We start from the raw sequence: 14,578 nt of genomic DNA on the forward strand, positions 1-14,578 counted from the left end.
CGATTTACCATTCCCTGCTACTTATCCATCTGCAGCACGGCCAGGAAGGCCTCCTGCGGAATCTCCACGCGGCCGACCTGCTTCATGCGCTTCTTGCCTTCTTTCTGCTTTTCCAGCAGCTTTTTCTTGCGCGAAACGTCGCCACCATAGCACTTGGCCAACACGTTCTTGCGCATCGCCTTGACCGTGGAACGCGAGATGATCTGCGAGCCGACGGCGGCCTGAATTGCGACGTCGAACATCTGCCGCGGGATCAGTTCCTTCATCTTTTCGCACAGCTCGCGGCCGCGCCGGTCGGCATGGCTGCGGTGCACGATCAGCGACAACGCATCGACCTTGTCGCCGTTGATCAGCACGTCCACTCGCACGAACGGGCCGGCATCGAAACGCACGAAGTGATAATCCAGCGAGGCATAGCCACGGCTCACCGACTTGAGCTTGTCGAAGAAATCCAGCACCACTTCGGCCATCGGCAGCTCATAGCTGATCTGCACCTGGCTGCCCAGATAATTGATGCTGATCTGGGTGCCGCGCTTTTCTTCGCACAACTTGATGATGTTGCCGATGTATTCCTCGGGCGTCAGCACGTTGGCGCGAATGATCGGCTCGCGAATCTCCTCCACCAGGTTCAACTGCGGCAGCTTGGCCGGGTTGTCCATGTTGATGATGGAGCCGTCGGTCTTGAGGACTTCATACACCACGGTCGGCGCGGTGCTGATCAGGTCCAGGTTGTACTCGCGCTCCAGACGCTCCTGCACGATTTCCATGTGCAGCATGCCCAGGAAGCCGCAACGGAAACCAAAGCCCATCGCTTCGGAGCTTTCCGGCTCGAAACGCAGCGCCGCATCGTTCAGGCGCAACTTGTCCAAAGCCTCGCGCAGATCCGGATAGTCCTCGGCATCCACCGGAAACAGGCCGGCGAACACGCGTGGCTGCATTTCCTGAAAACCCGGCAACGCATACGGCGCGGGGTCGGCAGCCAGGGTCAAAGTGTCGCCGACCGGCGCGCCATGCACGTCCTTGATCGAAGCGTTGATCCAGCCCACTTCGCCAGCACCCAGCGAAGGCAGATCCTTGCGCTTGGGGGTGAACACGCCGACCTTGTCGACCAGGTGCGTGCGCCCGGTCGACATCACCAGAATCTTGCTGCCCGGCTTGATCTGGCCCTGCATCACGCGCACCAGCGACACCACGCCCAGGTAATTGTCGAACCAGGAATCAATGATCAGCGCCTGCAGCTTGTCGGTATCGCGCGGCTTGGGCGGCGGGATGCGATGCACGATCGCTTCCAGCACCAGATCGATGTTGAGACCGGTCTTGGCACTGACCGCGACCGCGTCTTCGGCATCGATACCGATCACCGCTTCGATCTCGGCCTTGGCACGGGCGATGTCGGCAGTCGGCAGATCGATCTTGTTGAGCACCGGCACCACTTCCAGCCCCTGCTCCACCGCGGTGTAGCAGTTGGCTACCGATTGCGCTTCCACGCCCTGGGCGGCATCGACCACCAGCAGCGCGCCTTCGCAGGCGGCCAGCGAGCGGCTGACTTCATAGGAGAAGTCGACATGCCCGGGGGTGTCGATGAAGTTCAGCTGATAGACCTGCCCGTCCTTGGCCGTGTACGGCAAGGACACCGACTGCGCCTTGATCGTGATGCCGCGTTCGCGTTCGATCGGGTTGGAGTCGAGAACCTGGGCCTCCATCTCGCGCGCCTGAAGGCCGCCGCATAGCTGGATGATCCGGTCGGCCAGGGTGGATTTCCCGTGATCGACGTGGGCAATGATGGAGAAGTTGCGGATGTACCGCATTGAATCAGAGGACATTGAGGTGGGCGCCGGCGGGGCCGTCGTCAGGGTAACGCAGCATTATCGCACGGCCGGCCCCATTGGGGCCGGGGGAATTGGGAATCGGGAGTAGGGAATCGTGAAAGCCAAGGCAGGCCGCGCTCTTACGATTCCCGATTCCCGATTCCCGGCCTCGATCACCCGCCGGCCTTCAGCGCCACATAGCTGGTGGCCTTGCCGTCGGTGACCAGCAGCATGACCACGTCGCCCTTCTTGTAGCTGGACAGCGCGCGGTTGAGTTCGGCGACGCTGCCGACCTTGGTCCGGCCGACGCGGGCGATGAGCAGGCCCGGCGACAGCGGCGGTTGGGTGCTACGCGCTGCTACGCCAGTGACCGCGGCAATCCGCACGCCCTCGCCCGCTTCCAGGCCCAGCCGACTGCGCTCGGCGGCGGTCAGGTCTGCCACCTGCAAGCCGAGCAAGGCCACACTGGCCGGAGCCTCCGGCTTGGCGTCGGCCGCTGCGGTGCGTGGCGCGGTGTCTTCGCTGCCATCCTGCAATGGCGCCAGCACGACTGACACCTGACGCGGCTTGCCGTCGCGCAGTATGTCCAGGTTGACCTTGGCGCCCGGCGGCATCAGGCCGATCATCGGCGGCAGATCGCTGGCCACCTCGATCGGCTTGCCATTGACCGCACGGATCACATCGCCCACCTCGACACCGGCCTTTGCGGCCGGGCTGCCAGCGGGAATGTCGTTGACCAGCGCGCCGCGGCTATCCGGCAGGCCCAGCCCTTGCGCCTTGAGCGAGTCGATCGCGCCAACCTGCACGCCCAGCATGCCGCGGCTGACCCGGCCGGTGGCCTTGATCTGCTCGGCCGCACTGAAGGCCAGGTCGATCGGGATCGCAAAACTGATCCCCATGTAGCCGCCCGACGCGGAGAAGATCTGCGAATTGATGCCGACCACTTCGCCGCGGGTGTTGAGCAGCGGACCACCGGAGTTGCCCTGGTTGATCGCCACGTCGGTCTGGATGAAGGGCACATAGCGTTGGTCGGCGTACGGATTGCTGCGGCCGGTGGCGCTGACGATGCCGGCGGTGACCGAGTGATCCAGCCCGAACGGCGAACCGATCGCCACCACCCACTGGCCGGGCTTGAGCGTATTGGAGTCGCCCAGGCGCACGGTCGGCAGCCCCTTGGCCTCGATCTTCAGCAGCGCTACGTCGAACTGTTCGTCGCTGCCCACCACCTTGGCCTTGAACTCGCGGCGGTCGGTGAGCTTGACGGTGACTTCGCTGGCGCCATCGACCACGTGGTGATTGGTCAGCACATAGCCGTCGGCAGAAATGATGAAGCCCGAGCCCATCGACTTGCCGGCGATGCCGCCATCGTCATCGCCACCACCCTGGCCCGGCCCCTGCCGCGGGCCGCCCGGCATCTGAAAATCCGGGCCGAAGAAGCGCTTGAAGAACTCCGGCATCTGCTCGTCGTCCGGCATGCCGCCCTGACCGGGCATCCCACCTTGCCCGCCGCGCCCGCCACGCGCCGAACGCGCCATCGCATCCTTGCGGGTGATGGTGGTTTCGATATTGACCACACCCGGGCCGACCTGTTCGACCAGATTGGTGAAGTCCGGCAGGCCGGCGACCAACTGCGGCGCCGGGGTGGTGCTGCGATTGGCGGCAATCGGCGCACTGGCCTTGGCGGCCGGCGCTGGCGCGGTTTGCTGAGCACAGGCTGCCAGCGGCAACGTCATGGCGATCAGGCCAAACATCTGGGTACGCATGCGGTGATTCATCGAGTTGCCTCCGATGGCAGGGCGACAGGGGCCGGAACCCGCGAGATGACACGGGCCCGGCAAGTTAACGGGAGGAAGCGCGCCGACTGGATGAAGATCGGCGGCCGGATCAGTTCTGCGGGACCTGCACCGGCAGCGGCCGGCTCTGCGCAGGGTTGCCGGTCGCCTGGGGCGCAGGCTCGAACGGATAGAACGCCGGACCCTGGCGGCTCTGGCTGAAACTGGCGTTGAGCGGGCTATCGCCTGCGCCGGACAACGCCGCGCGTGGCCACGGGCGCGCCTGCAGTGTCGTGTCCGGATGGGTAAATGGATTGGAGGTTGCTGCCGGGCTCACCGCTGCCGCAGGAGCCGGGGTAGCCGACGCCACCATCCGGGCAGGCGCCTGTTGCTGCCGTGCCGCTGCACTGCGCGCCACCTGCTGATTGCGGGTAGCGGCACCGCGGCGCGTGGACGCCAGCGCAGCGGCCGGCACCGCCGCGACAAGCGCGCCGCCATCGCCGGGATTGGCCGGGGCGGGCGTTGCCGGCGCTTGCGGGGCAACCGGCGGCGAGGCGACGGGCGGCAGCTGCGCCGCAGTCGCGTACACCGGCACAGCGGAGGCTGGCGGTGCCGTCTCCGGCAAGCGCTCGCGCGCCATGAACAAGGCGATTGCGGCAACCGACGCAGCAATCGCTGCACCGCCACCCCAACGCCAGCGTGCGGCCGAGCGCGGTGCCGGCTGCGCCTGCGGCGCTGGCTCATCGGCAATGGCGCTGCGCACACGCGCGGCAAAATCCAGCGGCGCCGGCGCGCTGGCCGCACCGCGCAGCACATCGCCGCACAGCTGCCAGCGCTCGTGGCAGCCGGCCAGCTCCTCATCGTGCGCCAGACGGCGCAGCAAGAAGCGCGACTCGTCGGCGTTCAACTCTCCGTCGACCAGCGCAGACAACTGCTGCCGGTAGTGACGTTCGAATTTGTCGGTGGTGGACATGGCAGGGTTATCGCTCATACACGGTGTCGCTCACGGGTAGCGCTTTCGGTCTCCAGCAGAGGCCGTAGCTCGATGTCGATGGCCTCGCGCGCCCGGAAGATGCGCGAGCGCACCGTTCCGATCGGGCAATCCATCTTTCGCGCGATGTCCTCGTAACTCAGCCCCTCCACCTCGCGCAGGGTGATGGCCGACCGGAGTTCTTCCGGCAGTGCTTGGACCGCACGCATCACCGTTTGTTCCAGCTCCTGTCGCATCAATTCGCGCTCCGGGGTGTCGTTGTCGCGCAACCGGGTCGCTCCATCGAACTGCTCGGCATCGCTGATCTCGATGTCGTCGGTGGGCGGGCGGCGGTTGTGCGCAACCAGATGGTTCTTGGCAGTGTTGACGGCAATGCGGTGCAGCCATGTATAGAACTGGGAGTCGCCGCGGAAACTGTTGATCGCGCGGTACGCGCGCACAAACGTATCCTGGGCCACGTCCTGACATTCGCTCCAGTCGGCGATGTAGCGCCCGATCAACGCAACGATCCGGTGCTGGTATTTGCGCACCAGCACGTCGAACGCTGCGCTCTCGCCGCGCTGCACACGCCGGACCAGTTCCAGGTCCAGCTCCTGAGGTGTATCGACTTCGGCCATGATGGGCCGCACTCCTGTCAGCCCACCGAAGTCGGGCAATGAGACCGCCATTGAAGAGGAAAGTTCATACCGATCGGTTCGATCGTCACGTAGCAGGGTAGCGGCTCCACTGCGCCGCTGGCGACGCCTCCCGCGAAGCGCATGCCGCCCTGTCGACTGGTATGGGTATTTGACGTGATGGAAACAACCTCTGGATGATAACGGCCTTTCCTTATATCGCCGGACGGCCAGACGCATGCTTCCAGGTTTCGACGGGCTCCGATTCAGCCATTGGCAGGCCGACCTGCGCGAGGACGGCGTGGTCGTCCTCAGCCTTGATCGACAAGGCGCACCGGTCAACGCGTTTTCGCAGGAGGTGCTGCTCGAACTGGGCGCGCTGGTCGAGCGGTTGGCACTGGACCCGCCCAAGGGCGTGGTGCTGCGCTCGGCCAAGGCCAACGGCTTCATTGCCGGCGCCGACCTGAAGGAGTTCCAGGACTTCGACCGCAAGGGCACGGTCAACGATGCGATCCATCGCGGCCAACAGGTGTTCCAGAAACTGGCCGAACTGCCCTGCCCTACGGTAGCGGCGATCCACGGCTTCTGCATGGGCGGCGGCACCGAAATCGCGCTGGCATGCCGGTACCGGGTGGCATCGGACGACGCCAGCACACGCATCGGCCTGCCGGAAACCAAGCTCGGCATCTTCCCCGGCTGGGGCGGCAGCGCCCGCTTGCCGCGTCTGATCGGCGCACCGGCGGCGATGGATCTGATGCTGACCGGTCGCACCGTCTCGGCCAAGGCCGCGCGGGCGATGGGGCTGATCGACAAGGTCGCCGCGCCTGCGGTGCTGGTCGATGTTGCCGCCGCATTGGCCTTGAACGGCACCACGCGCCCTTTCAAGCAACGCGCGACCGCCTGGGCCACCAACACGTTGCTGGCACGCAAGCTGCTCGCGCCGCAGATGCGCAAGCAGGTCGCACGCAAGGCGCGCAAGGAGCATTACCCGGCGCCGTATGCCTTGATCAACGTGTGGGAGCGCGCGGGCGGCAGCGGCATCCAGGCGCGGCTTGCGGCCGAGCGCAAGGCGGTGGTCAAGCTCGCCAGCACGCCGACCGCTCGCAACCTGATCCGCATCTTCTTCCTGACCGAGCGTTTGAAGGCGCTGGGCGGCAAGGAGGCAGGCGTGGCCGCGTTGCCGCCGATTCGCCATGTGCATGTGATCGGCGCCGGCGTAATGGGCGGCGATATCGCCGCGTGGGCCGCCTACAAGGGCTTCGAGGTCACCCTGCAGGACCGCGAGCAGCGCTTTATCGATACGGCACTGACGCGCGGCGGCGAGCTGTTTACCAAGCGGGTGAAGGACGACGCCAAGCGGCCGGCGGTGGCAGCGCGCCTGCGTGGCGATTTGGCTGGCGCGGGCGTAGCGCAGGCGGATCTGGTGATCGAGGCGATCATCGAAAATCCGCAGGCCAAGCGCGACCTGTATCAGTCCATCGAGCCGCAACTCAAGCCCGATGCAGTGCTGACCACCAATACTTCGTCGATTCCGCTGACCGAGCTGCGTGGTCACATCCAGCGCCCCGCGCAATTTGCCGGCCTGCACTATTTCAACCCGGTGGCGATGATGCCACTGGTGGAAATCGTGCAGCACGATGGCCTGGATCCGGCCAACGTGGCGCGCCTGGCGGCGTTCTGCAAGGCGCTGGACAAGTTCCCGGTGCCGGTGGCGGGCACGCCCGGATTCCTGGTCAATCGCGTGCTGTTCCCGTATCTGCTCGAAGCGGCCACCGCGTATGCCGAGGGCATTCCGGGACCGGTGCTGGACAAGACTGCGGTGAAGTTCGGCATGCCGATGGGGCCGATCGAGTTGATCGACACGGTGGGGCTGGACGTCGCTGCCGGCGTCGGCGCCGAGCTGGCGCCGTTCCTGCACCTGCCTATTCCCGCCGCGCTTGCCACGGTGGACGCCGGCAAGCGCGGCAAGAAGGACGGCCAGGGCCTGTACAAATGGGAGAACGGCCGCGCGGTCAAACCCGAAGTGGCCAACGGCTATGCCGTGCCCGCAGATCTGGAAGACCGCCTGATCCTGCCGCTGCTCAACGAAGCGGTCGCCTGCCTGCACGACGGCGTGGTGGCGGATGCGGACCTGCTCGATGCCGGCGTGATCTTCGGTACCGGCTTCGCCCCGTTCCGCGGCGGCCCGATCCAGCACATCCGCAGCGTCGGTGCGGATGCCTTGCTCGAACGTCTGCAGGCACTGCACGCCCGTTATGGCGAACGCTTCGCCCCGCGCCCGGGCTGGGATTCGCCGGTGTTGCGGGAAGCGGTGGCATGAGTCTCCGGTAACGGGATTTTGTCTGCGAAAGCACGCGCGCCGATTGATCGTCGGCTGATTCGAATCAAGGTGCGGCGACACAACGATCGAACGGGTCGTCACCGCCCAACAACAGAACGGCGAGCCAAGGCTCGCCGTTCTTTTTTACCGGTGCCGCAACGCAACTTAGAAGCGCAGACCCACACTGGTGAAGATGTAACGCCCCGCTTGGTCGTAACCCCCCAGGGAGTTACCGTTGAAGGTGAGGCTCCCACCCACCAGCGGCGGTTCCTTGTCGGCGATGTTGTTGACGCCCAGCGTCCAGGTGACGTAATCGCCCAACTGCATCGAACCGGACAGGTCGAAGTAGTTGTACGCCGACACCTTGTTGTCCTGGTTCACTAGGCGCACGTCGGTTGTGCCACGGGTTCCGTCGGTGTTCTGGTAGTCCAGCTCACCGATGTAACGCCAACGCAGACTTACTGTGTAGCGATCGAAGTTGTAGCGCGTGCTCAGCACATGCCGCCACTCGGCACTATTGCATGCCACGTTGACCACGCCAGCGCAGTCGTAGGTCACTTCCTGCACGCCCGGAACCGGCTCGTATTCCTGCTTGAGGGCATAGCTGCCCATCATCGAGGCGGTCAGGCGGCCCGGGCCGACACTCCATGCATACGACGCGGTCAGATCGATCCCCTGGAAGTGCAACGAGCCGAAATTGTCCTGGGAATTGAAGATCAGGCCAGAGACATCGGGGTCGCTGCCGCGGAACAGATCGCCGGTGGTGGCGTTGCGGCGGACGCGGCTGCAGATGTCCGCATTGCCGGTGACACCGCATGCGGTCAGGATGTTGGAAGAACCGATGGCGCGGATGGCGTCGTCGATCTTGATGTCGTAGTAGTCCACGCTCAGATCGAGCCCCTTGATCGGGCTGGCCGCAAAGCCGACCGTCCAGGTGTTGGCCGTTTCCGGTTGCAGCGCGGTATTACCACCAGCAATTTCGTTGTACTGCCCCGCTGGATTTGCTGCCACACGCCCGTATTGCACGGCCGTCACACCGGTGTTGGCGCACTGGGCCTGGGTAAAGGTCGGATTGGCGCCAGCGCAGGGGTCGCTACCGCTCCATAGCCCGATCGTATTTTCGTTGTACAGCTCGGTGACGTTCGGAGCGCGGATCGCACGGTTCCAGCCTGCGCGCAAATGATATTTGCCATCGACAAATGTCGCACCCAGACCGGCCTTGTAGGTGCTGACGCCACCGGAGATGTCGTAGTCCGAGTAGCGATAGCCAAGCTGCATATCCAGATGATCCAGGCTACCTGCGTTAGCCAGAAGCGGCACGGCGCCTTCCAGGAACAATTCCTTGACGCTGATATCACCGGATACATTGGAGGTCGGGCCACCGAGACCGGTGAAGTTACCGGTCTGCATATTGCTGTCGGCGACGCGTTTGAAGGTTTCAGTACGGGTTTCCACGCCACCGACCACGCTAATCGGATTCTCGCCGGCCCATGGCAGGCTGTAACCGAAGTTGCCGGTCACATATGCATTGAACACGCGCATCGAGGTTTCGTAATTGACGATACCTACGCCCTGTAGCGCCTGCGCTTCTGCTGCGGTCACGCTGTCATTCCAGACGCTGTACGGCACGCAGCCGTCGAATGCGCCAGGCTGACAGCCCAAAAGCGCATCGCGCACCCGGGTAGTGACAAAGTCGTTGATATTTTCCGACTTGGTGGTACTGCGGTTATAGGTAAAGGAGGCGTCGTACGACCAGTTGTCGTTGATATCGCCCTGCGCACCAGTGGTGATGCTGAAGCTGTTTGTGTCTGAATCGGTAATGCGCGGACCACCTTCGACGTTGCGCTTGGCAACGTAGACCGTGAACTCGTCGTCGGTGATACCGACATCGTTACACAGACTGCCGATCACCGATGTTGCGCAGTTGACGTTGAGGTCGGTAAAGAATGCACCGGATGGAGCGATCTGGGTGGAACTCTTGCGGTTGACGAAGAGTGTTTCGAGGTAGGGCTTGAAGTGCTCATTGACCTCGTACTTGATGCTACTGCCAGCCGTATAACGCGTGTCAGGCCGTTGGTAGTAATTTAACGGCGCAAAATTGTAGAGATTGGGCGAAGCGACCTGCGACCAGGTCCCGCCCGCGGACGGCTGCACATAGAACGCGCCGGCAGACGGAGCAACAACGTAGAAATTGGCAGGGTCTGCAGTCGCCGAACCGCCGCATGCAGTGCCCGCATTGCTCAATGCACAGGCAGAGTAATCGCGCTGCCCCTGCAGCAAGGGATCATTCTCGCGCCAGGTTGCCCAGGCGGTCGCATGACCGGATTCGCCGAAACTGCCGCCGATCGCCAGATCCACATTGCGGGAAATACCATCGAAACCGGAATTGCCGGTTGGATAATCGTACCCCGCATCATCCATCAGGCCGCGCATCAGCTTATTGCCGTTGTCGTGCTGAAAGGCGTTGTAGCCCATATCGACACTGACACCTTCAAACTCGTCGTCCAGTACGAAGTTGACCACGCCGGCGACTGCGTCCGACCCGTACACCGCAGAAGCACCGCCAGTGAGAACATCCACCCGGCGCACCAGTGCGGCAGGAATGATGCTGATATCCGGGCTTTCGCCGATGCCCTTGGGGATACGCCTGCCGTTGACCAAGGTCAGGGTCCGCTGCGCACCCAAGCCACGCAGATCGACGGTTGCATATCCATCCGAACCGTTGTTGGCAAAGTTGTCGAAGCTCGCGGCAAGCTGGGGATACTGATTGATCAGATCTTCGACCTTGGTCGCGCCGGTGTATTGAAATTCTTCCTTGTTGATTTCTGCCACGGGGCTGGAGGCAGTCATCGTCTGGCTTTTGATGCGCGTGCCGGTGACGTTGACCGTGTCCAGGCTTTTGGCATCCATCGATGGCTGCTCCTGCGCCATCACGGACCCTGTGAACGCCAGTGCAGCGGCGCCAACCGCGAGCGATACCCTGATGGCATCGCGCAACTTGCTGGTCTTCAATCTCATCTCTCTCTCCGACAGTGCGAACGGGTGGCGCAGGGCAAGACACGCCACCGGAGAGCGGCAGGTGCGCAACCACTGCGACGACGCGGGCGAGCGCAGTAAACGGCGCTGACCACATTGGCTAGCGGGGGGCGAAATAAGCGCCCGAAAAATGCTGCCAAGCCGATGCTAAGGCGATGTCAAAGAAAATTAAAGCCCTGTTCAGCAATGCTCTGAAAGGGTGCGCAAAAGCCCCAAAACGGTGCGTGGATCACACAGTCATTGGCTTGCAGGGCTCATCGCACCATTGGCCAACGGTCTATGTAGGCCGATGCACCGATCACCTTGCAGTGGGCACTTCAACACCGGCTATCTGCAGCCGCTTCACCAGTGCGCCAAGTCCAGACAAATGCCGACGTGAGCCATGTACCGAGCGCTGATGTATCTCTCCGCGTACTTGAGCCGCACTCGCAGTGACAAAGGCCACTTCCGTCATCTCGGGCACAGCCTGGCGCGAGGCAAGCCCGCACCACTGCAATACCTGGGCGATCTGATGACCGGTATCGCGCACCAACTCCTCGTAGTGCACGTCCAAGATCTTCGCCGGCAGCAGGGCATGCCAATGACGCATCGTCTGCTGATAGGCCAGGTAATACTCGCCAATTTCGTCGAGCGCGTAAGAGAACGGATAAGCGTTGTAGAACAGGGTTTTGTACATGGCGTAGCAGGTATCGAGCGGGTCACGTACCAGGTGGATGATGCGCGCCTTCGGCAAGGCCGTTGCGATCATGCCGCAGTAGAGATAGTTGATCGGCATCTTGTCGATCAACAGCGGATGCCCATGAACAACCTCACGCGCGCCGCGAAGGTAATCCTCACCGAGCGCGGCAAAATCGATCTGCAGCGATGCCTGCGCCGCCGTCAGCACCGGGTTGCTTGACACGATTGGTGACGTTGCAGCGCCCAGCAGTGCACCGAAGTCCATCAGTTCCCCCGCCGAACGAGCGTCGGCGTGCTGTACGAGCAGCCGTTCAAGCAACGTGGTGCCCGAGCGCGGCAAGCCAACGATGAAGATGACACCCTCGCCACCCTGGCCCGAGCGCAGCGTCTGTACTGCCGCCGGACCGTAAGCGTCGCGTATCTGCGCGATACGCGCGCACTCGGCAGCGACGTCGTATTGCAAGGTCGCGCGCTTGCTGGCAGCCGCGACTGTCAGTGTCTGAAACGACCGCTCGTGCCGACCAAGATCCTCCAGCTCCTTGGACAGCGCAAACAGGGCCGCCGCCCTTGCCTGCGCATCGAACGAGGTCGATGCCAACCTGCGGCGCAGATCGTCCAGGTGGTTCTGCTGCGCGGTCTGTCGTCGCAAGCTGGCACGCAGGTACAGCGCATCGCCGGCGTTGGGCACCAACTGCAACAGCCGATCCAGAATACGCTCTGCTGCGTCGAACTCACCGCTGAAAAATTGCATCGTCGCAAGGTCGTACATCAGCCGCGGCTGCTCTCCGAGCAATGTCATTGCCTGCCGGTACGCATCGCGTGCGGCAACAACATCCTGACAGCCGCTATGCAGAGTACCAATCTGCCAGAGCGCAGCTCCATCTGCCGCCGACAGTGCCTGTGCTTGACGAGCCACGCGCCGGGCCTGGTGGCGGCGACGCAGCTGCACTAGCAAGCTGCCGTACTTGATCAGGAGAGGAACCGGCGACACCGCAACCGCCGCGGCACGCGCGATGCGCTCGGCCGCAGTGTCTGGATCGCCGTTCGCCAGCCAGGCTTCGCTTGCCAACTCAAGCAGATGCGCATCATCGGGATGGTGTGCGCAAGCACCCTCGGCCAGTGCAACCGCATCGCGGTAGCGGCCCTGGCGCAACAACCGATATCCGTCTCGCAGAATGCTGTTGGGCTCAATCTCGGTCAATCAGGTCTCTCCCGGTCACGGACGCTGGTATCGGCGATGTCAATCGATGCGGCGAGCACGCAGTGCGACGCCGCCGGGTGTGACCAACATGTAGCTCCCCAGCGCAGCAGTGCGAATCGTCACTGCATCGCCCTCGGCCAGATGACCGCGACTGCTGGATTCTGTCAGCGCCCAGCGCTGCTGGCTGTCCAACACAACGACGCGGGTACCGTCGGTCTGATAGGCCACCGCGCGGACGGTGGCGCTCACCTGTGCTGGCGACTGTCCAGGCGAGGTCACCGATGCGCGCGCCGGGTCGTGACCGAATTCCCGTAGCCCCCTGCTGGCTTCAGCGGCGCGCACTGCAGGCGATGGCGGGAAGCTCGCGTCGTAACAGGCCAGCCGTGGCAACGGATCGAGGACCGACGCACAGGCATGCGTGACAACCTCCTGCGCCGCCGCACTCGTTGCGCATACCATCAGCAGGATTCCGAGGGATTTCCACGTTGGCATTGCGTGTCTTCGCTGTAGACGATGACCGAGCATACAAGGCAACCGTGTGGCCGGGTACGGGAACGGCCGCGTTTGCGTCGGCAAGCCGATTGACACACCGCACATGCATGCTCAAGCATGCGGCAATACCACTTCTCCAGCTACGTTCCGGGAGCATGTATTGAACGCCTTGTTGCAGCAGGCCGCAAAACTCCTGCAGCAGGGACATCTGCAGCAGGCAGCCGAGGCCTATCGACACGTGCTGCAAGCCCAGCCCCGCTGCGCCGATGCCTGGTACAACCTGGGTTACCTGCTTCGCCGTCATGGCGATGCACTCGGGGCACTCGATGCTTACGGGCAGGCCCTGTCCTGCGGCGCTACGGAGCCGGAGCAAATTCACCTCAATCGTGCCGCACTGCTGAGCGAACATCTGCACCGGGACGCGCTGGCGCTTGAAGAACTCGAGCTTGCCCTGCAGTGCCATCCGGATTATCCGCCGGCGCTGCTCAACCTCGGCAATTTGCACGAGGAAATGGGCGCGCGCGATCGAGCGATCGCAGCCTATGCTCGACTTTTGGTCCTCGTTAGCGCCGAAGCATCCACCCACGCGCTGCAACTGCAGGCGACCGCCCGCTTGCTGCACCTGGACCCACCCACGCATGCGCAGGATCCGCGCCTGAGCAGGCTTGCCCAGGCTGTCGCGTTGCCGGGCCAAGATGCAGCGTTATCGGCCACCGTCTCGCATGCGCTGGCGCAGGCTTACGATCGCCTGGGGCTGCACCAGCGCGCATTCGAGACGGCAAGCGCCGCCAACCGTGATGGCTACGCACAGTCGCGCCGCTACGACCCAAAAAGGACACAACAGCGCTTCAACCATCTCAGCGCAGTGTTTGCCGACGGCGGCAGCTTGAGCGAGCAATCCGATCGGCTCATTGAGCAAAACGTGGCGGCTCCGTTATTCATCTGCGGCATGTTCCGCTCCGGCTCCACCTTGCTCGAACAGGTGCTGTCGCGTCATCCCTGCATTGCTGCAGGGGGCGAGCTGGACACGCTGCCCCGTCTGGTTGCACAGGCGTTGTCACCGTTTCCGCAAGCCGCGCAAGACCTGTCTGCACAAACCAGGGCACGCCTAGCGGCAAGCTATCAACAACGCGTCGCGCTGGCGGTTCCGCAACATTCGCAGTTGCGCTACATCACCGACAAGCGGCTGGACAACTTTGAACTGGTCGGCTTGATCAAGCAGCTCTTTCCCTCCGCAAGGATCGTGCACACGCGTCGTCATCCGCTGGACAACGGGCTGTCGATCTTCATGCAGCAACTCAATCCGCGTCGATTCGCTTACGCCGGCAGACTGGAAGACATCGGGCATTTCTATGGCGCGTCTGCGCAGTTGATGCAGCACTGGCTGTCGCTGTATCCGGACAGCATCCACACATTCGACTACGACGCCTTCGTTACCGCGCCAGAATCTACATTGCGGGCGCTGCTCGATTTCCTGCAGCTGCCATGGGAACCGCAGTGCCTGGAGTTCCACCGCGCGCAGAACGCGGTCAGAACCGCCAGCTACTGGCAGGTGCGCCGCCCGCTGCATGCCGAGGCATCGGGCCGTTGGCGAGCGTATGACGCGCAGCTTGGGCCACTACGTCAGGCACTGGCAGCAACCGGCGTCGCGATCGAAGACTGATCG

Annotated in this window: 9 protein-coding genes; 2 read left to right on the plus strand and 7 right to left on the minus strand. The window is 63.5% G+C overall.

Translation table 11 applies throughout. The features are described from left to right. Positions 1-17: 17 nt before the first annotated feature. The 4 genes from lepA to rpoE form a co-directional block, all read right to left on the minus strand. Positions 18-1,808: a translation elongation factor 4 gene (gene lepA, locus VC212_RS01910; protein ID WP_055845361.1), complete on the minus strand. Its 1,791-nt coding sequence runs from the start codon at positions 1,806-1,808 to the stop codon at positions 18-20. A gap of 173 nt (positions 1,809-1,981) precedes the next feature. Further along, positions 1,982-3,583 (minus strand): DegQ family serine endoprotease, encoded by a 1,602-nt coding sequence (locus VC212_RS01915; RefSeq protein WP_323514189.1) that lies wholly within the window; start codon positions 3,581-3,583, stop codon positions 1,982-1,984. 109 nt (positions 3,584-3,692) lie between these two features. Continuing rightward, entirely contained in the window at positions 3,693-4,571 is an 879-nt protein-coding gene (locus VC212_RS01920) for a sigma-E factor negative regulatory protein (protein ID WP_323514191.1), read from the minus strand. After that, positions 4,568-5,188, minus strand: a complete 621-nt coding sequence (rpoE, locus tag VC212_RS01925; RefSeq protein WP_005991949.1) for an RNA polymerase sigma factor RpoE — start codon at positions 5,186-5,188, stop codon at positions 4,568-4,570. Before rpoE ends, VC212_RS01920 begins: the two co-directional genes overlap by 4 nt. A gap of 235 nt (positions 5,189-5,423) precedes the next feature. On the opposite strand from rpoE, the gene VC212_RS01930 reads away from it, so the two are divergent. Then, the gene (locus VC212_RS01930) at positions 5,424-7,505 is read left to right on the plus strand and encodes a 3-hydroxyacyl-CoA dehydrogenase NAD-binding domain-containing protein (RefSeq protein WP_323514192.1); all 2,082 of its coding nucleotides are present in this window, start codon (positions 5,424-5,426) and stop codon (positions 7,503-7,505) included. A gap of 165 nt (positions 7,506-7,670) precedes the next feature. Here the strand turns inward: VC212_RS01930 and VC212_RS01935 are convergent, their stop codons facing one another. The 3 genes from VC212_RS01935 to VC212_RS01945 all read right to left on the minus strand — a co-directional run bounded on the left by VC212_RS01935 (position 7,671) and on the right by VC212_RS01945 (position 12,912). Further along, a complete protein-coding gene (locus tag VC212_RS01935; protein WP_323514193.1) occupies positions 7,671-10,523 on the minus strand; it encodes a TonB-dependent receptor in 2,853 nt (950 codons plus the stop codon). Positions 10,524-10,839: 316 nt separating this feature from the next. Next, entirely contained in the window at positions 10,840-12,420 is a 1,581-nt protein-coding gene (locus tag VC212_RS01940) for a sulfotransferase (protein WP_115527376.1), read from the minus strand. 39 nt (positions 12,421-12,459) lie between these two features. Beyond that, the gene (locus tag VC212_RS01945; RefSeq protein WP_115527375.1) at positions 12,460-12,912 is read right to left on the minus strand and encodes a hypothetical protein; all 453 of its coding nucleotides are present in this window, start codon (positions 12,910-12,912) and stop codon (positions 12,460-12,462) included. A gap of 160 nt (positions 12,913-13,072) precedes the next feature. Here VC212_RS01945 and VC212_RS01950 point away from each other — a divergent pair, with 160 nt between their 5' ends. Beyond that, on the plus strand, positions 13,073-14,575 hold the full coding sequence (locus VC212_RS01950) for a sulfotransferase (protein ID WP_323514194.1): 1,503 nt from the start codon (positions 13,073-13,075) through the stop codon (positions 14,573-14,575). Positions 14,576-14,578 lie beyond the last annotated feature (3 nt).

It is taken from the genome of Xanthomonas sp. WHRI 8932A (assembly GCF_035012785.1).
Classification (GTDB): domain Bacteria; phylum Pseudomonadota; class Gammaproteobacteria; order Xanthomonadales; family Xanthomonadaceae; genus Xanthomonas.

Coding starts and splice junctions, on each gene's coding strand:
- rpoE (WP_005991949.1), bottom strand. CDS start 5,188: ATGGCCGAAGTCGATACACCTCAGGAGCTGGACCTGGAACTGGTCCGG.
- lepA (WP_055845361.1), bottom strand. CDS start 1,808: ATGCGGTACATCCGCAACTTCTCCATCATTGCCCACGTCGATCACGGG.
- VC212_RS01915 (WP_323514189.1), bottom strand. CDS start 3,583: ATGAATCACCGCATGCGTACCCAGATGTTTGGCCTGATCGCCATGACG.
- VC212_RS01930 (WP_323514192.1), top strand. CDS start 5,424: ATGCTTCCAGGTTTCGACGGGCTCCGATTCAGCCATTGGCAGGCCGAC.
- VC212_RS01920 (WP_323514191.1), bottom strand. CDS start 4,571: ATGAGCGATAACCCTGCCATGTCCACCACCGACAAATTCGAACGTCAC.
- VC212_RS01945 (WP_115527375.1), bottom strand. CDS start 12,912: ATGCCAACGTGGAAATCCCTCGGAATCCTGCTGATGGTATGCGCAACG.
- VC212_RS01935 (WP_323514193.1), bottom strand. CDS start 10,523: ATGAGATTGAAGACCAGCAAGTTGCGCGATGCCATCAGGGTATCGCTC.